Below are 17,009 nucleotides of genomic sequence, written 5' to 3'. Positions count from 1 at the left end.
TCACATCCCCATTCCACCGTCGACCGGCAGGCCGACTCCGTTGATGAACTTCGCCTGGTCGGAGGCGAGGAAGACGACCGCGTCGGCCATGTCCTCGACCGTGCCGAGGCGTCCCGACGGGGTCAGCTCGACGACGCCGGCGACGGCTGCGTCGGGCGACTCGAAGAGCCCGAGGTTGGCGCAGTCGACGGCGAGGCCGACGCCCATCTCGGTCGGCACCAGCCCGGGGTAGATGCAGTTGACGCGTACGCCGTAGCCGAGCTTGCCGCTCTCCATCGCCGCGACCCGGGTCAGCCGGTCGACGGCGCTCTTGGTGGCCGAGTAGACCGAGATGCCGGGGAAGGCGATCGTGGCCGCGACCGAGGCGACGTTGACGATCACGCCGCCGTTGCCGGCAGCGCCGTCGGGCCGCATCGCACGCAGGCCGTGCTTGAGGCCGAGGGCCGTGCCGAGCACGTTGACCTCGAGCATCTTCTTGACGTCGTTCGGGTCGAGCTCGGTGACCAGGCTGGTGATCTCCACGCCGGCGTTGTTGACGAGCACGTCGAGTCCGCCGAGGCCCTCGACCGCGGCGGCGACCCCGGCTTCCCAGGAGGCGTCGTCGGTGACGTCCAGGTGCACGAAGGTGCCGCCGATGGACTCGGCCACCTTGGCGCCCTGGTCGTCCTTCACGTCCGCGACGGCGACCTTGGCGCCGGCCGCGGCGAGTGCACGGGCCATCCCCTCGCCCAGGCCTTGGGCTCCGCCGGTGACGAGTGCGGTGCGTCCGCTCAGATCGGTCATCTGTGACTCCTTCGTCGCTGTGATGTCGCTGTGATCCGGCTCACAGACAATCGCGTATCTTGACGACTGTCAAGATTTCTTTTGACGATTGACCAGAAAATGGTCCGGATGGCGCGAAGGAGCGCACGGGAGGGGGTATCGTTGCGGCCCATGACCCAGGTCGCCGCTCCGAAGGCGTCTCGCCGCACGCCCGCCGACAAGCACGACGAACGCCGCAAGGCGCTCGCCGAGTCGGCGCTGCGTACGTTGGGGGAGCTGGGCTACGCGCGCGCCAGCCTGCGCGAGATCGCCAACAACTCCGAGTTCAGCCACGGCGTCGTGCACTACTACTTCAACGACAAGCTCGAGCTGATCGTCTTCTGTGTGCGCTACTACAAGGAGACCTGCGTCCACCGCTACGACGGCGTGGTGGCCGATGCGACCTCGGCCGAGGACCTCGCCGAGAGGTTCGGCGACAAGCTGGTCGAGACGATCGTCGAGGAAGCGCCGATGCACCGGCTCTGGTACGACCTGCGCTCGCAGTCGATGTTCGAGGAGAGCCTGCGCGAGGCGGTCACCCAGATCGACCAGAGCCTGGAGGACATGATCGCGAGGATCGTGGACCGCTACGCCACGCTCTCCGGCGTCGAGCCCGCGATCGCCGCGCCGGTGGCGTACGGGATGTTCGACGGCATCTTCCAGCAGGCGCTGCTGGGTCACCTCAACGGTCGCGAGGGTGCCCTCGAGGACCTGCGGGCCCAGGTGATCGGGCTGATGCCGATGCTGCTGGCTCGGCCGAAGGGTTAGGGCTCTCGCCCCGTCAGGGCGCGGGGTGCCAGTCCTCCCGGAGCGAGACCAGCGCCTCGCTGATCAGCCGGGTCGGGCGAAGCCCGGTGGGCAGCGAGGCCATCACGGCGTTGCGCGGCGTCCCGTCGGCGAGGGGGCGGTAGGTCAGCGGGCGGCCTTCGGGGCTGTTGCTGGTGGGCTGCATCAGCAGGGAGTAGGCCAGGTTGCGGCCGACGACGTTCTGGATCGCCTGGACGCTGGCGGAGCGCCACACCACCTGCGGGGTCACACCGGCGGCCTCGAAGGCCGCCAGGGTGCGCTGGAGGGCGGGTTCCTCGTCCACCAGGATCGCCGGGTGGCGGGCCAGCTCTGCCAGCGGCACCCGGTCGAGCCTGGCGAGCTCATGGTCCGGGCTGACCGCGACCATTCGCCGGGCGTCGTGCAACAGGGTTCCGGCGCATCCGGCGGCGAGCTGGGCCTCGTAGATCGCGCACAACTGGACGCGGCCGGCCAGCATCTCGTCCTGGATCTTCGGGCCCGAACCCTCGACGAAGTCGAGGTCGACTCCTGGGTGGTGCCGGGTGAACCAGTCGATGAGATGCGGGATGGCGTACATGGCCAGGGTGCGGAAGACGCCCACCACGATCCGCCCCGAGAGCCGGCCGTGGAACTCCTCGACCACCGTCGCGATGTCGGCGACCTGGTCCGTGACCTGGCGCGCACGGGCGGCGACGATGGTGCCCTCGGGGGTCAGGGCCACGCCCTTGCCCCGACGACGGATGACCAAGGTGGCTCCGACCAGCCGCTCGAGCTCGGCCAGTGCGAGGCTCACGGCCCCTTGGGACACGTTGCATCGCTGGGCTGCCGCGGTGACCGTCCCGGTCTCGGCGATCGCGGCGAAGTATTCGAGCTGGCGCAGTGTGACCTCGTGCATTAGCCCAACTTATATGAAACCCAAAGATCTCTAGTTAGACAAATGATGTGGCCGACGTCACGCTGAAGAGGACCTGATCCGAAAGGAACCTCCGTGACAGAACCCATCCCCTACGTCGTCACTCTCGGGACGGCTGGTGGCCCCCGCTGGTGGAGCGACCACCGCGGCGAGCCGCGCGCCGGCATCGCCACGGCCGTCGTCGTCGACGGCGCCTGGTACCTCGTCGACTGCGGCTATGGAGCCGGCCGCCAGGCCAGCCGGGCCGGGCTGTCGATGACGGGACTGCGCGGCGTCTTCATCACGCACATGCACTCCGACCACGTCGTCGACCTGCCAGCGCTGCTGCTCTTCGGCGCCTTCGAGCTCAAGGACGCTGCCCCGGAGGCGATCCCGGTGATCGGTCCCGGCGACCGGGGCAAGCTGCCGCCGCTCTCGCCGCGCGCGGTGCGTACACCTGATCCGATCGCGCCCGATCACCCGACTCCCGGGGTGGGGGGCCTCCTGGACGGGCTGCTGGCTGCGTACGCCACCGACGGCAACGACCGGATCTTCGACTCGCTGGCCAAGTCACCGGCGGACCAGTTCCGCGCCGAGGAGATCGCGCTTCCGGCCGGGTGCGGGTTCGACCCCGACGAGCGAGTGGCGCCGTCGATGGAGCCGATCGTGGTCCACGCCGACGAGCGGGTGACCGTGCGGGCGATCCTGGTCTCGCACCACCCGACCGCTCCGGCCTTCGCCTACCGCTTCGACACCGCGGCCGGCTCGGTCACCATCTCCGGTGACACCGCGCCGTGCGAGAATCTGGTGCGGCTCGCCGCCGGCACCGACCTGCTGCTGCACGAGGCGATCAACCTGGAGTCGCTGGCCCGGCAGTACACCGACGCGGAGATGCTGCAGGCCACCATGGACCACCATCGGCGTGCGCACACCACTCCGGTCGAGGCTGGGGAGATCGCCACCCGGGCCGGGGCGCGGCATCTCGCCCTCCACCACCTGGTTCCCAGCCATGACTCGCCCGACGTGTGGGAGCGAGCCACGGAGACCTACGACGGCATCCTGACCGTCCCCGACGACCTCGCCATCATTCCCTTCGGCCAGCCCGCCGCCGCCACGGCGGTGTCGGCCGCCGCCGGACGTTGAGGAGAAGCCATGACTCAGAACACCTCCAGCTCGGCCGGACCGGCCGGCTACCACGCCTCGCCGGCGGAGATGCGCCGGATCCTCGTCTCCAGCGCGATCGGCACCGCGGTGGAGTACTACGACTTCATCCTGTACGCCACCGCCGCCGGAATCGTCTTCAACCAGGTCTTCTTCGCCGATCTCGACCCCGCGACCGCACTGATCGTCTCGTTCGCCACCCTGGCCGCGGGCTACCTCGCCCGGCCGCTGGGCGGCCTCGTCTTCGGTCACCTCGGCGACCGTCATGGTCGCAAGACGATCCTGGTCGGGACCGTGCTGCTGATGGGTATCGCGTCCACGTTGATCGGGCTGCTGCCCTCCAGCACGCAGATCGGCATCGCCGCGCCGATCCTGCTGGTCTCGTTGCGGGTCGTGCAGGGTATCGCCGTCGGCGGTGAGTGGGGCGGCGCGATGCTGCTGGCCTTCGAGAACTCCAAGAAGGAGTCGCGCGGCTTCGCCTCCGCCTTCGCCTACATGGGCGCCCCGATCGGGACGGTGGCGGGCACCTTGATCCTCTCCGCTATGACGATGCTGCCCGCCGACGCCTTCCTGGCCTGGGGCTGGCGGATCCCGTTCCTGTTCTCGGCGGTCTTCATGTCGCTGGCACTGTTCATACGGATGCGGGTGAGCGAGTCGCGGGTCTTCAAGGAGCTCACCGCCCAGGCGGAGCAGTCCCGGCGGCGTGTCCCGGCGGCAGAGCTGTTCCGGAAGCATCCTCGCTCGCTGCTGACCGCGGTCCTCGTCGGGCTCTCCGGACAGATGACGCAGGGCCTGATGGGCGCCTGGGCGGTCGCGTTCGCGGTGCAGCAGGCGGTGCTCTCCCAGACTGCCGTGCTCAACGTCAAGGCGCTCGGTGGCGTCTGCACGGTGATCGTGATCGTGATCGCCTCGAAGCTCTCGGACCGGCTCGGCCGCCGCCGAGTGCTCATCGCCGGCAACCTCGCGGCGATGGTCCTCGCGATGCCGGTGATGATGCTGCTCGACATGGGTTCGACCGTCGGGTTCTTCCTGGCGATCTTCCTCGGTCTCTCCGTGGTCCAGGGGTTCAACTCCGGGCCGTACGGAGCCTTCGCGGGCGAGCTGTTCCCGACGTCGGTCCGATACTCCGGCACCTCGATCGGCTACCAGCTCGCCTCCACGCTGGGGGCCGGGTTCACCCCGATGATCGCCTCGACGCTGGTGGTTGTGGGTGGCGGGTCGCTGTGGCTGGTCGGAGCGCTGTGGATGAGCTTCTCCGCGATCTCGTTGGCCGCACTGGTCGTCAGCCGGGACCGTGGCCGACTCGACATCCTTCAGCTGGACCGGAGTGTCGCCGGCGCCGCGGACGACGGCCCCGGTGTCGCTGCGCCGGGCGCGGTCGGCGCCGGCGCCAAGGAGATGGGCTGATGCCCGCGGGGTCCGGCGCTCCGAACCGCTGGCCACGCTCGGTCTACGCCGACGGTGAGGAACCGGACCCCCGGTTCAGCCTCGCGAACGAACGGACCTTCCTGGCGTGGCTGCGCACCGCGCTGGCACTCATCGCCGGTGGGGTGGCACTGGAGACGGTGCGCATCCCCGCCGCCGGTGCGCTGCGCACCAGCGTCTCGGTCGCCGTCATGCTTCTCGGTGTGCTCGCCGCCCTCCACGGCTGGCGTTCGTGGGCGCGCGCCGAGTCGGCGCTGCGGCGCCGACAGCCGCTGGGTGGACCCGGCCCAGCGCTGCTGGTCGGGCTCGGTGTGGCCGTGGCCGGACTGGTGCTCGGAGTCAGGGTCGCCCTCGGACATGGCTGAGGACCGACCGCCCGTTCGGGTTCACGACATCGGGCTCCAGCTCGAGCGCACCGCACTGGCCTGGCGGCGCACTGCACTGGCGCTGGTGGCCGCCGCCCTGATCTCCACCAAGGCGATGGCGCTGCGGGAGACGGTGGTCCCCGGCATGGTCGCCGCAACGCTGCTCCTCATCGCCGCGGGCGCGGCCTGGATCGGTCCGTGGCGCTACCGACGCGGGGGAGAGCTCTTCCGCCACACGAAGACCGACGATTCCTCGACGGTGCCGGCAGAGGTCCGCTCCGGGATCGGAGGGTTCTGCCTGGCGGCGAGCAGCGGTTCGGTCGCCCTCGTCGGAGTCGGTGCCATCGTGTGGGTGCTGCTCGGCGGGGGCGGCTGAGAACGCCAGCGTGCTCACACCACCATCGTGACCACGGCCGCCGCGGCGAGGATCGTCGCGGCGACGCGTACCCTCCCGATCGGCTCGCGCAGCACCAGGGCCGCCGCGAGCGCGACCCAGATCAGGCTCGAGCTGCGCACCGCGGCGACCAGCGAGACCGGGGCGTGCAGGGTGGCGTAAAGGCTGAGGACGTACGAGGTGGGGACCAGGACCGCGAGCACGGCCACGGTCCGCGCATGGATCCGGAGCTGGCGCAGTCCCTCGGCGTACTTCCCGCGCACGATCACGCTCCACAGCACCACCTGGACGACGGTGCCGACGGCGTAGTACGCGATCGGGTCGAGTCCGCGCTCGACGACCACCCAGCCGTCGTAGGTCGTGTAGCCGGCGATCGAGGCGGCGATGCAGCCCGACCAGAGCAGCGGTTTCGCCTGCAGCGAGCCCCGGGTGCGGATGGTCTCGAACAGGAGCGCCCCGACCGCCGCCGCCATCAGGAGTACGCCACCCCACTGTGCCCAGCTCAGCCACTGCCCGAGCACGACCATGCCGGTGAGCGCCACGACCACGGGCGCGAGGCCGCGGGAGAGCGGGTAGATCTGGCTGACGTCGAAGTCCTGGTAGGCGACCTGGACCAGGCCCATGGTCAGCGCGTGCATCATGGTGCTGCCCAGGGAGAGCAGGAGGAGCTCCCACGTCACCGTGATGCCGTGCCCGCGCACGATCATCACCACGGCGGTGACCGTGACGACCAGGCAGCACTCCACGATCGCGACCGCCCACAGAGCCGGCCGTCCCGCAGGAGCGATGGTCTTCGACGCCGTGTTCCAGGCGGCGTGGGCGACCGCCGAGCCCAGCGCGAGGGTGACTCCGAGGAGCAGCATTCGGGAGAGCCTACGGCGTCCCTCCGTGCATCGTGCCCGGCCGCCTCCTAGGCTGGGCCGACCACTTTCCACAACAGCGAGGAACCCCTCTGATGGATCCCGTCGATCTGGCCCTGATGCTGCTACGTCTCGCGGTGGGCGGCACGATGATCGCCCACGGCGTCAACCACTGGCGTGGAGGCGGGAAGATCGCCGGCACCGCGGGCTGGTTCGAGAGCCTCGGTCTGCGCTTCGGCACGCTTCAGGCGTGGGCCAGCGTGGTCACCGAGATCGGGGCCGGCGTACTGCTGATCCTGGGTCTGGTCACGCCGCTGGCGGCCGCCGCCGTCGTCGCGGTGATGCTCGTCGCCGCGCTGCTCGCCCACCGCCCCAACGGGTTCTTCGTCTTCAAGGACGGCTGGGAGTACGTCATGATCCTGGCCGTCGTCGCGGTCGTCCTCGGGGTCACCGGGCCCGGGACGATCTCGCTCGACTCGGCCCTCGACATCGTCTACGACGGCTGGGTCGGCGGCGCGGTCGCGCTCGGCGGAGGTGTCCTCGGCACCGCCCTCCTCCTCGCCGCCTCCTATCGACCGCAGCGCGACGACGCTCCCGCCGACGACGCCTGACCCCTCGCCGAGTCGGCGGGGTCAGCGGCGTGAGCGCATCCCGAGCCGGGCGGTCTCGCCGGTGGCGGAACGCTCCAGCTCGGCGATGAGGGTGCGGGCGTCGTAGCGGCCCTCGTGGCGGTGCACGCCGACGAAGAACGTCGGCGTGCCACGCGCGCCGCTGTCGTTGGCCGAGGCCATGTCCTCGCGGACGTGCTCGGCCAGTGCCGGGTCCTCCAGATCGCGGAGGAACTGCTCGACGTCGAGCCCGAGGACTCCGGCGTAGCCGGCCAGGTCCTTGTGCTCGAGCTCGTTCTGATGGTCGAAGAGGTGCTTGTGCATCTCCCAGAACCGGCCCTGCCGCGCGGCGGCCTCGGCGGCGACGGCGGCCAGCTCGGCGTGCGGGTGCTGGGGGAGGGGGAGGTGGCGTACGACGTAGCGGATGCGGGGACCGAAGTAGTCGCGGACCTCGTTGGCGGTGCCGGTGGCGCGGGCGCAGAAGGGACACTCGTAGTCGAGGTATTCGAGCAGGGTGATCTCGGCGTCCTCCGCGCCGTAGATGTGGTCGCGCTCCGGGTCGACCGGAATCGCGAGCACCTTCGGCAGCGCCGCGTCCCGCTGGCCGAGGAAGCGGGCGGCGAGCTGGAAGATCACCCAGCCGAGCGCGGAGGCGATCACCACGGAGAGGAGCACGCCGACGATCGCGTCGCGCTGCAGCGTCTCGGAGTCGAAGGCGAGGGTGGTGATCAGCAGTGCGACGGTGAAGCCGATCCCGGACAGCGCCGCACCGCCGAGGACGTGGCCGCCACCGACGCCCTGAGGCAGCCGCCCGAGCCGCAGCCGGGTGGCCGTGAGCGCGCCGCCGCCGATCCCGAAGGTCTTGCCCAGAACCAGGCCGGCGACGACACCCCAGGTCACCGGCGAGCTCAGCGCCTGCCCGAGGACCCCGTCGCGCAGGTCGACGCCGGCGTTGGCGAGCGCGAAGACCGGCACGATGAGATAGCTCGTCGGCACGTGCAGCGACACCTGGAGCCGCTCGTTGACCGAGATCGTGCGGGTCAGCTCGTCGCGGGTCTCGCGCTGCAGGGTGGGCAGCGGCGACTGCCGGAACGCCCGGAACCGCGAGGTCGCGACCTCCATCTGCGCCCGGGTCGGCTCCGCCGCCGGCACCAGCAGCCCGGCCAGCATCCCGGCGATCGAGGCGTGCAGCCCGGCGCTGAGCGTGGCCACCCAGGCGATCAGGACGAGGACCACGTAGGGCCAGGCCCGCCACACCTTCACCCGGTCGAGCACGAAGATCCCGACCAGGGCCAGCCCGGCCACGACCAGCGGGCCGACCGACAGGTGCTCGGTGTAGGCCACCCCGATGACGCTCACCGCGACGATGTCGTCGATCACGGTCAGGGTGAGCAGGAAGATGCGCAGCTGGGTCGAGACCGCCGGCCCGACCAGGGCGAGCATGCCGAGCAGGAACGCGGTGTCGGTGCCGATCACGATGCCCCACCCGCGGGCCGCCTCGCCCGAGGGGTTGAGCAGCAGATAGATCAGCGCCGGCAGGATCAGGCCGCCCGCTCCGGCGATCAGCGGCACCACCGTGCGGCGGCGGTCGGTGAGCTCGCCGACGGCGAGCTCGCGGCGTACCTCCAGGCCGACGACGAAGAAGAAGACCACCATCAGGCCGTCGTTGACCCAGTGGTGCAGGTTCATCGAGAGCCCGATGTCGCCCAACCGCACCGACAGCACCGTCTCCAACAGATGCTCGTAGCCGTGCGACCACGGCGAGTTGGCCCAGGCCAGCGCCAGCAGCGAGGCGACCACGAGCAGCGCCGCGCTGGTCGACTCCAGATGCATGAAGTGCCGCAGCGCCGTGCCGAGCTGCCCGGTCAGGTCGTCGTCACGCCGGCACTTGGTCTGCTGTGTCCCCACAGGGAGATCCTAGGTGTGCTGTCCCTGCGGTGTGTTGGCGCGCTGCATCTCGGCCACCTCGCTGAGCCGTCGGGCGACGCCGTGCTTGGCGACGACGAGCTGATAGATCACCGCGAGCGGCAGCTCGAGAACCTCGGTCAGGGTGACCGCCGTCGCGGTCAGGGTGCCGCTCTCGCGCAGGAGCGCCTCGGCGGTGACGACCTGGCCGCGGTCGAGGCGCGCCACGACGACCGCGCCGGCCGAGCCGCCCGAGGAGTCGGCGGGCGCGGTCACCTCGACCACGCCACTGGCCACGAACCCGTACGCCGTCGGCACCCGCCCGGGGCGGACGATGTGCTCGCCCGCGCCGAACGTGTTCAGGCGGCATTGCGGGGCCAGCGCCTCGATCTCCTCGTCGGTGAGCTCGAGGGTGGTCGAGACCGACCGGAGCGCCTCCTCCACGTCGGCCGTGGGACGCGGCTCCGGCGCGACGCCGTCGAGGGTGAGACCGGCCCGCCGGGCCGCGTACCAGAGCCGGGTGCGCAGGGTGGAGCCGGCGACACCGGCCTCGGAAGCGGTGGCCAGCGGAAGGGTCACGTCGTAGGTGCCACCGCCGGCGGCACGTACCGTCGCGACGGTGCCCGGACGCAGCGACGGCAGTGCTGCGGCGGTCACGGTCACCGTCTCGACGACCTCGTGCGGGGGGTCGGTCGGACCGAAGGCCAGGCTGAGCGTGTGGTCGTGCGCGCGGGTGGGGCGGCTGTCGTTGGTGAAGGAGGCCGCGGCCAGGGAGGAGTTGGGGATGACCTGCACCCCGCTGCCGGTGTCGAGGTGCGTGGAGCGCCAGTTCATCTCCACGACCCGGCCCCTGACGCCGGCGACGTCGAGGGTGTCGCCGAGCCGGAACGGCTGCTCGAAGAGCAGCAGCAGTCCGGAGACGACGCTGCCGATGGCGTTCTGCAGCGCCAGGCCGATGACGATCGATCCGACGCCGAGCGTCGCCCACAGCCCGCCCACGTCGAAGCCCCACACCATCGAGGCGACGAACGCGGCTCCGGCCACCACCAGGACCAGCCTGGCCAGGTCGATGAAGATCCCGGGCAGTCGCTCGCGCCAGCTACCGCGGACCGCGTTGCCGAAGAGCAGCGCGTTGAGCGCCCCGAGTGCGATGCTCACCGCGAGCACGCCGACAATGGTCGCCACGATGCGTACGCCGTTGTCGTCGGCGGAGAGGTCCCCGACCTGGGTGAGCAGCACCAGCAGCGCGGCCCCCGGCAGCAGCCACAGCCGCAGCCGGTTGACGGGGGAGGCGAGGGCGCTGCCACGGCGCACGAGTCGCAGGTGGACCTCGGAGAGGATCAGCAGGAGGATCGGCAGACCGACGATGAGCACCATCGCCCAGCCGAACCACCGGGCCCCTCCGATGTCGACGATGTGCGTCACGACAGCACCACCCGCCACACCGGGCTGTCCTCGATCGTGCCGACCTGCTCGAAGTCGTACGCCGAGGCGAGCTGCTCCTTGACCTCGTCGGTCACGTAGATCCCCGGTTCGCCGGCGACGGTCCGGACCCGGTACGCCAGGTCGACCGCCTCGCCCCACAGGTTGTAGACCATGTCGCCCTGGCCGACCAGGCCGCCGCGTACGTCTCCGGTGTGGACGCCGGCGCGCATCACCAGGTCGGCGCCGTTGGTGACGTTGAAGCGCTCCACCATCCGGGCCACGTCGACGGCGAAGTCGGCGACCCGGCGGACGTGGTCGACGCGCTGGACGATGAGACCGCTGCTGCCGATGTAGCCGGTGCCGACGCTGCGTACCTTCTCGATGCCGGCCCGGTGCGCGGCGGCGTCGAAGCCGGAGGTGAGCTCCTTGAGCATGGCCAGCGACTCCTCGGCCGGTCGTTTGCCGGCGAAGGCGTCGAAGCCGTCGATCTCGGTGTAGACGACCGAGGCGTTCTGGTGCTCGGCCGAGATGGTGGTCTCGCCGTGCTGGTAGCGGTTGGCGACGGCCTCGGGCATCAGCGAGCGCAGGATGCGGGAGTTCTCCGCCTGCTGCGCGTCGACGAGCTCCTGCTTGGCCGCCAGGCTCGCGCTGAGGTCGTTGAACGCGTGCGCCAGGTCGTCGAACTCGTCACGCGAACCCGAGGCGACCTGGGCGCCGAGGTCGCCCCCGGCGACGGCCCGTACCCCGCTCATCAGCCGTCCGACCGGCCGGGTGAAGACCCGGGCCAGCAGGATCGAGATGGCGCAGACGAGCAGGACGACCGCGGCCGTGGCCAGCAGTACGTTGCGGGCGAAGTCCTGCACCGGCTCCAACGCCTCGTCGGTCTCCATGGTCGCGACCAGCGACCAGTCCAGCCCCTCGACCTCGAGCGGTTCGTAGGCTGCGAGCACGTCCTTGCCCGCGTAGTCGGTCATCTCGGCGACCCCGGTGCTGCCCTCTTTGGCGACCTCGGAGATGTCGGGTCCCGCGGAGAGCAGGCCGACGGCCAGCTTCATCCGGAGCATCTTGTCGACCGTCTCCTCGCTCGCGCCGTTGTCGCGCATCTGTTCGGCGAAGGCCTTCGGATCGGTCAGCAGCCTGCGCGAGTTGGTGCGCAGGAGGCCGTCGGTGCCGACGATGTAGGACTCCCCGGTCTTGCCCAGGCCGGTGACCTTGTCGGCGGTGCCGGACCCGGTGGTGAGCATGGTGATCGCGTTCGAGGAGACCTCGTAGACCAGCACGCCGGCCGCGTCGCCGCCGGTGCCGATCGGGGAGGCGACGAACATCCGCGGCCGGCCGAAGGCCGGCTGATAGCTCTCGTAGTCGGAGATCGCCACGTAGTCGCGGTTGTTGGATCGCAGGGCCTCGCGCCACAGCGACTCCAGCGCCCCGTCGCGGAGCTCGCCGGTGTCGACGTCGCTGCCGAGGTCGGAGCCCTTGTCGGCGGAGTAGACGATGCGCCCGTCGGTGTCGATCATCATCACGTCGTCGAGGCCGAGCGAGTCGCGTACGGCACGCCAGTAGGGGTTCCACTTCTTGTTGGCCGCGGTCCAGGCCGACCCGTCCCCGGCGTCGTCGATGTCCGCGACGGGACGCGAGGTGTCGCTCTCGGTGGTCGCCTTGACCGTGTAGCGCGCCTGGAGATAGGTCCGCGCGGGCGACGTCGGGATGAAGGCCTCGGCGTTGATCTCGCCACCGACGTTCTCCTGCAGGCGTGGCGCGTAGTAGTCGTTGTAGTAGCGGGTCAGCGCCGCGGTGTCCGCCGGGTTCACCTTGCCGCGCGCGAGCTCGTTGTACGCCGCGCTGAAGTCGGCCATCGACTCCGGCCCGACGCCCTGGCTGTCGAGGACCACGCCGCCGGAGACGTTGTTGATCAGCGCCGAGACCCGCGAGGCGCGCTCGTCGAGCACGTCCTGGAGGCGGCTGCGGGTGGAGTCCTCGAGCGCCTGGGTTCCGCTGCGGTAGCCGAAGTAGCCCACCACGATCGAGGACAGCACGCTGGTCAGCACCAGCATCAGCAGCAGCTTGGACTGAATGCTTCCGAACCCGCCGCGGCCGCCACGCCGCCGGGTCGCCAGCGGTTCGCCCGGCCCGCCCGTCTCACCATGTTCGCCGTGCTCGGCCTCGGCTCGGCCGGCTGCCGCCGGCACCTGCCTCTGTGCAGGTCTCGCGTTGCCGCCCGCCCGCTGGACGACTGCGTCACTCTGGCCCATGTGCTCTTCCCCCTTGCCGATGCGCACCCGTGGCGGGGAGTCCCGAGACGAGTGCTCCAGGCACCGTGAGATTTCACTTGTCGATAGGTGTGGGGGAGTTGTCGCGCGAGCGGCACGACCGGGGCGTGCCACCCGGGCGAGCGTACCTATGAACAGAGCCAACGCGCAGCGATCCGCGTCAGATGACGTCATCCGGACGAATCGGGAACCATCGAGCGGATGGATGGGTGATCCGTGTGGCGCTCGCCACAGGCGTCCCACGAATGTCCAACAGATGCGTGACCTGTCACCCACATCGTCGTTAGCCCCTGTGACGGCGGGTAACAGCCGGATGGCACCACCGAAGCACATGGTGGGACCTGGTGCTCAGCCGTTCATGGGGGCTTCCGGTGTACGCGTCCGGGTGTTGACGGGCGCAAACACGCACATCGTGGACATAGCCCGATCGAGCTATGTCCAATAGGTCCTATGACTCATTTTTTGTAGAGGATAAAGTCCTTTCAAGTCTTCCTTGAAAGTCTGGACGGGAGTTAGATGGGCAACATGACAACTAGGCGTTCTCGGCCCGGCCGCCCTAGGCATGTTCCCGACTCAGGTACGACCTCACCGCGCGACCAGATCCTGGATGCCGCATCGCGGCTGTTCGTCTCCCAGGGTTTCGCGGCGACGTCTACTCGCGAGATCGCCGACATGGTCGGCATCCGCCAGGCATCGCTCTACTACCACTTCGCGGGGAAGGACGAGATCCTCGGCGAGCTGCTCCGCCGATCGGTCCGTCCGACCACGGACAAGGTGGAGAAGATCCTCAACCGCGTGCCACCGCTCGACTTCGAGACCGCGCTCTACCTGCTGGTCCTCGTCGACGTACGCACCCTTGCCGACGTGCCGCACAACGTCGGCATGCTCTACCAGCTGCCCGACGTGGCCAAGTGCGAGGTCTACGACGAGTTCCGCAACGAGCACGCCGAGCTGGCCTCCCACTACGCGGACCTGGCCAGCGAGGTCGCCTCGAAGACGGTGCGCTCGACGGTCAGCCGCAAGCAGCTGGGTGACCTGCTGATCCAGCAGGTCGAGGGCGTGATCAACATGCGCACCGAGGACCCGGACCGCAAGATCCCGTGCCGCGAGGCGTGGGCCATCGCGGCGACCTGCCTGCGGATCTGCGACGTGCCGCAGGAGAAGATCGACGCCGCGGCGCCCATCGCCATCGAGCTGCTCCCGCAGTTCATCGACGAGAAGGTCGTCGAGCCGGTCTGACCCCAGCCTGTGTGACCGTCAAAACCCGGTGGACTCGGGTGCGCGCGTAGGTTTCGATGTGGGCATGACCCTCTTCGTCTCGCACACCACCATCGACTGCCACGACGCGTACGCGCTCTCGGAGTGGTGGAAGGCACTGCTCGGCTACGTCGACGTGGAAGGTGACCCGAACCTCCCCGGCCACGAGGAGTGCATGATCCTCGACCCGGAGACCGGCCACCGGCTGCTGTTCATCGAGGTGCCCGACGAGGAGCTGCCCGCCAAGCGGATCCACCTCGATCTGCGCCCGCGCACCGGCACCCGCGACGAGGAGGTCGAGCGGCTCCTCGAGCTCGGTGCGACCCAGATCGCCGACCATCGCGGGAAGTACGGCCCCGGCACCGGTTGGGTGATCTTCGCCGACCCCGAGGGCAACCAGCTCTGCGTGCTTCGCTCCGAGGCGGAGGTCGCCGCCGGGGTGGCTCAGACGTCAGAGGCGTAGGTGGGCGACGCGGGGCCATGGCTGAGGACGGCCCGGTGGAGGGTGCCGTCGGCGGTCGCCCACTCGACCTCGGCCGAGGTGGTCGGGTCGCTGGCCTCGTACGAGAGGACTGCGGTGGTGAGGGCGGACAGGTCCGCCGAGCCGGCGCCGAGCCGCGCGGACGCTCGGGCGGGGCCGGCGGTCATGGTGAGGGCGAAGGTGTCGAGGTGGTCGGGCATCGGAGCTCCTCAGGGTGTCAGTGGTTCCACCCTGGCCCGACCACCTGTGAAACAGCCGTGACCTACATTCGCAGTTGCTGAGATCAGCCGGTCGCGACCGGAAGGTCGTGGTTGCTCCACTGGCTCCACGAGCCCGGGAAGAGCGCGGCGTCGTAGCCGGCGATCGCCAGCGCGGCGACCTCGTGGGCCGCGGTGACGCCGGAGCCGCAGTAGGCGGTCACGGGGGAGCCCGCCTCGACCCCGAGCGACGCGAAGCGGGCCCGGAGCTCCTCGGCGGACAGGAAGCGCCCGTCGGAGGCCAGGTTGCCGACGGTGGGCGCGGAGACCGCACCGGGGATGTGCCCGGCCTTCGGGTCGACCGGCTCGACCTCGCCGCGGTAGCGCTCGGCGGCGCGGGCGTCGAGCAGCACGCCCTCGTACGCCTCGACCTCCTCGAACGGCAGCACCGGCAGGTGGCCCGGGGACAGCGTCACCATGCCGGTCACGGGCACGACGTCGTCGGTGGCCAGCGGGTGCCCGGCGGAGGTCCAGGCGCCGAGGGCGCCGTCGAGGAGGCGTACGTCGGCGACGCCCGCCCAGCGCAGCAGCCACCAGGCCCGGGCGGCCGAGGTGTTGCCGACGGCGTCATAGGCGACCACGCTGTCACCCTCGGAGATCCCCCAGCGGCGAGCGGCTGCCTGCAGGTCCGCGAGCTCCGGCAGCGGGTGGCGCCCGTCGGTCGGCTCGCCGTGGCGGGCGAGCTCGGTGTCGAGGTCGACGTAGACGGCGCCGGGGATGTGGCCCTCGAGGTAGGACTCGTGTCCCGGCGGACCACCGAGCTGCCAGCGTACGTCGAGGAGGACCGGGGGCTGGTCGGACGCGAGCGTGGTCGCAAGCTCGTCGGCGCTGATCAGTACGTTCACGGGCGGATTCTTGCAGGAAGGGCGGTGGCGGGGCGTGTAACACGTCGTTCGTAGGACTTTCCGGTCGTTGCGATAGGGCGAGTAGTCCTACGAACGACGTGTTACAGCGGCGCCGGCCCCGCGCAAGGCGCCAACACCCACCCCTGGCGGTCACGCCGGCAGCGGAAGCACCTCCACCGGGCAGTCCGCCTCTCGCAGCATGGCCCGGGTGACCCCACCCAGATGCGGGTAAGCGTTGAGGTGCGCTGCTCGCCCGACGACGAGGAGCCTGGCGGCGTCGGCGGCGGCGACCAGCGCGTCCGCGGGGGCCTCCGCGAGGACTCGGCCCTCGATCGGCGTCCGGGCTGCCTCGGGAGCGTGTGCTCGGGCCCTGCGGATGAGGTCGTCCACGTAGGCTTCGGCGCGCAACGTCCAGTCGCGGGTGGTGGCGTGGTCGGCCAGCTCGGCGCCCATGGCCATCAGCTCGAGACCGTAGACGACGGTGACCGGTTCGTTCAGGCGGGTCGCCTCGTCCAGGGCGTGGCCCAGCACCTGGTCATCGGTCTTGTCGCCGCTGATGCCCACCACGACCCCGGCGCGTCCTTCGGCCGACCAGCCCTCGGGGACCACGGTGACCGGGCAGCCGGCATGTGCCGCGATGCGAGCCGAGATGGACCCGGTGAACACCCGGCGCACGCGGGAGAACCGTCGGCGCTGGAGCACGACACGGTGTGCGCTCTCCGACTCCTTGATCAGCGCATGGGCCGCGTGGCCGCGCACCAGCTCGCCGGAGACCTCGACCGCGCCGTCGACGACCTCGCGGGCGATCTCGGTGGCGTCGCGGAGCAGTTGGCCGGCAACTCGTCCGACCGCGGAGTCGTCGATGAGCATCGACTGGGGCTGCAGCGCACCGGGAAGTCCGAGGATCGGGTCACCGAAGAGGACGTTGGCCTGGTGGACGTGCACGAGACGCAGAGGGTGCCCGCAGGCGGCTGCCAGATGGCCGGCGTGCTCCAGCAGGGCCGCCTCCGAGGACGGGTCGAGCGTGCCGACGACGATGGGCTCGGAGCCGACGGGCGCGGACGGCGTGGTCATGCCGACACGCAGACGTGGTCGGTGAAGCCGTCGAACCCCTGGTGCATGCCCGGGTTGTGCATACCGTCGAAACCGACGGCCTCGACGCAGTGGACGACGTGCTCCCCGAACTCACGTCCGTCAGCGGCCGCGCCAGGTGAGGGGACGGCGAGTGCGGTGCTGGCCGCTGCGGCGGCCGCGAAGATCAGGATGCGTTTCATGGT

The 17,009-nt window shown here is 70.4% G+C and carries 18 protein-coding genes; 8 read left to right on the top strand and 10 right to left on the bottom strand.

Going from position 1 to position 17,009, the window contains the following annotated elements; genetic code table 11:
• The gene (locus tag ACIA03_RS09495; RefSeq protein ID WP_396981553.1) at positions 1-783 is read right to left on the bottom strand and encodes an SDR family NAD(P)-dependent oxidoreductase; all 783 of its coding nucleotides are present in this window, start codon (positions 781-783) and stop codon (positions 1-3) included.
• 150 nt (positions 784-933) lie between these two features.
• Between ACIA03_RS09495 and ACIA03_RS09490 the strand changes: the two genes are divergently transcribed.
• Positions 934-1,569: a TetR/AcrR family transcriptional regulator gene (locus ACIA03_RS09490; protein WP_396981551.1), complete on the top strand. Its 636-nt coding sequence runs from the start codon at positions 934-936 to the stop codon at positions 1,567-1,569.
• 13 nt (positions 1,570-1,582) lie between these two features.
• On the opposite strand, the gene ACIA03_RS09485 is transcribed toward ACIA03_RS09490, so the two are convergent.
• Positions 1,583-2,482 carry a LysR family transcriptional regulator gene (locus ACIA03_RS09485; RefSeq protein WP_396981549.1) on the bottom strand — a complete coding sequence of 300 codons (900 nt, stop codon included), beginning with the start codon at positions 2,480-2,482 and terminating at the stop codon, positions 1,583-1,585.
• Positions 2,483-2,575: 93 nt separating this feature from the next.
• Between ACIA03_RS09485 and ACIA03_RS09480 the strand changes: the two genes are divergently transcribed.
• The 4 genes from ACIA03_RS09480 to ACIA03_RS09465 are packed head-to-tail and all read left to right on the top strand — an operon-like array spanning position 2,576 to position 5,806.
• Positions 2,576-3,622 carry an MBL fold metallo-hydrolase gene (locus tag ACIA03_RS09480; RefSeq protein WP_396981547.1) on the top strand — a complete coding sequence of 349 codons (1,047 nt, stop codon included), beginning with the start codon at positions 2,576-2,578 and terminating at the stop codon, positions 3,620-3,622.
• A gap of 9 nt (positions 3,623-3,631) precedes the next feature.
• The gene (locus tag ACIA03_RS09475; protein ID WP_396981545.1) at positions 3,632-5,047 is read left to right on the top strand and encodes an MFS transporter; all 1,416 of its coding nucleotides are present in this window, start codon (positions 3,632-3,634) and stop codon (positions 5,045-5,047) included.
• Entirely contained in the window at positions 5,047-5,430 is a 384-nt protein-coding gene (locus ACIA03_RS09470; protein ID WP_396981543.1) for a YidH family protein, read from the top strand. Before ACIA03_RS09475 ends, ACIA03_RS09470 begins: the two co-directional genes overlap by 1 nt.
• On the top strand, positions 5,423-5,806 hold the full coding sequence (locus tag ACIA03_RS09465; RefSeq protein WP_396981541.1) for a DUF202 domain-containing protein: 384 nt from the start codon (positions 5,423-5,425) through the stop codon (positions 5,804-5,806). Before ACIA03_RS09470 ends, ACIA03_RS09465 begins: the two co-directional genes overlap by 8 nt.
• A 14-nt stretch (positions 5,807-5,820) precedes the next feature.
• Here the strand turns inward: ACIA03_RS09465 and ACIA03_RS09460 are convergent, their stop codons facing one another.
• Positions 5,821-6,687, bottom strand: a complete 867-nt coding sequence (locus ACIA03_RS09460) for a hypothetical protein (protein ID WP_396981539.1) — start codon at positions 6,685-6,687, stop codon at positions 5,821-5,823.
• 92 nt (positions 6,688-6,779) lie between these two features.
• Here ACIA03_RS09460 and ACIA03_RS09455 point away from each other — a divergent pair, with 92 nt between their 5' ends.
• Entirely contained in the window at positions 6,780-7,295 is a 516-nt protein-coding gene (locus ACIA03_RS09455) for a DoxX family protein (RefSeq protein WP_396981537.1), read from the top strand.
• Between the two features lie 21 nt (positions 7,296-7,316).
• Here ACIA03_RS09455 and nhaA read toward each other — a convergent pair whose 3' ends face one another.
• Genes nhaA through ACIA03_RS09440 form a run of 3 tightly spaced genes read right to left on the bottom strand, consistent with a single transcriptional unit; the run spans position 7,317 to position 12,874 of the window.
• Complete coding sequence (gene nhaA, locus ACIA03_RS09450) at positions 7,317-9,200, bottom strand: Na+/H+ antiporter NhaA (protein WP_396981535.1); 1,884 nt, start codon at positions 9,198-9,200, stop codon at positions 7,317-7,319.
• A 9-nt stretch (positions 9,201-9,209) separates the two neighbouring features.
• Entirely contained in the window at positions 9,210-10,622 is a 1,413-nt protein-coding gene (locus ACIA03_RS09445) for a mechanosensitive ion channel domain-containing protein (protein ID WP_396981533.1), read from the bottom strand.
• Complete coding sequence (locus tag ACIA03_RS09440) at positions 10,619-12,874, bottom strand: adenylate/guanylate cyclase domain-containing protein (RefSeq protein ID WP_396981531.1); 2,256 nt, start codon at positions 12,872-12,874, stop codon at positions 10,619-10,621. The genes ACIA03_RS09445 and ACIA03_RS09440 overlap by 4 nt, the downstream gene beginning before the upstream one ends.
• A gap of 543 nt (positions 12,875-13,417) precedes the next feature.
• Here ACIA03_RS09440 and ACIA03_RS09435 point away from each other — a divergent pair.
• Together ACIA03_RS09435 and ACIA03_RS09430 are read left to right on the top strand one after the other, a co-directional pair.
• Complete coding sequence (locus ACIA03_RS09435; RefSeq protein ID WP_396981529.1) at positions 13,418-14,131, top strand: TetR/AcrR family transcriptional regulator; 714 nt, start codon at positions 13,418-13,420, stop codon at positions 14,129-14,131.
• 64 nt (positions 14,132-14,195) lie between these two features.
• Positions 14,196-14,612 (top strand): VOC family protein, encoded by a 417-nt coding sequence (locus ACIA03_RS09430; RefSeq protein WP_396981527.1) that lies wholly within the window; start codon positions 14,196-14,198, stop codon positions 14,610-14,612.
• Here ACIA03_RS09430 and ACIA03_RS09425 read toward each other — a convergent pair.
• The 4 genes from ACIA03_RS09425 to ACIA03_RS09410 all read right to left on the bottom strand — a co-directional run bounded on the left by ACIA03_RS09425 (position 14,594) and on the right by ACIA03_RS09410 (position 17,006).
• Positions 14,594-14,830 (bottom strand): hypothetical protein, encoded by a 237-nt coding sequence (locus ACIA03_RS09425; protein WP_396981525.1) that lies wholly within the window; start codon positions 14,828-14,830, stop codon positions 14,594-14,596. The genes ACIA03_RS09430 and ACIA03_RS09425 overlap by 19 nt on opposite strands.
• A gap of 83 nt (positions 14,831-14,913) precedes the next feature.
• The gene (locus ACIA03_RS09420; protein ID WP_396981523.1) at positions 14,914-15,732 is read right to left on the bottom strand and encodes a sulfurtransferase; all 819 of its coding nucleotides are present in this window, start codon (positions 15,730-15,732) and stop codon (positions 14,914-14,916) included.
• Positions 15,733-15,882: 150 nt separating this feature from the next.
• Positions 15,883-16,806 carry a universal stress protein gene (locus ACIA03_RS09415; protein WP_396981521.1) on the bottom strand — a complete coding sequence of 308 codons (924 nt, stop codon included), beginning with the start codon at positions 16,804-16,806 and terminating at the stop codon, positions 15,883-15,885.
• Positions 16,803-17,006, bottom strand: coding sequence for a hypothetical protein (locus ACIA03_RS09410; protein ID WP_396981519.1), 204 nt, complete (start codon positions 17,004-17,006; stop codon positions 16,803-16,805). Before ACIA03_RS09410 ends, ACIA03_RS09415 begins: the two co-directional genes overlap by 4 nt.
• Between the last annotated feature and the right edge of the window lie 3 nt (positions 17,007-17,009).

Source organism: Nocardioides sp. NPDC051685 (assembly GCF_044453405.1).
GTDB lineage: Bacteria > Actinomycetota > Actinomycetes > Propionibacteriales > Nocardioidaceae > Nocardioides.
The sequence above is the reverse complement of the archived record's forward strand: the minus strand, read 5'-3'. Positions and strand labels throughout refer to the sequence as shown.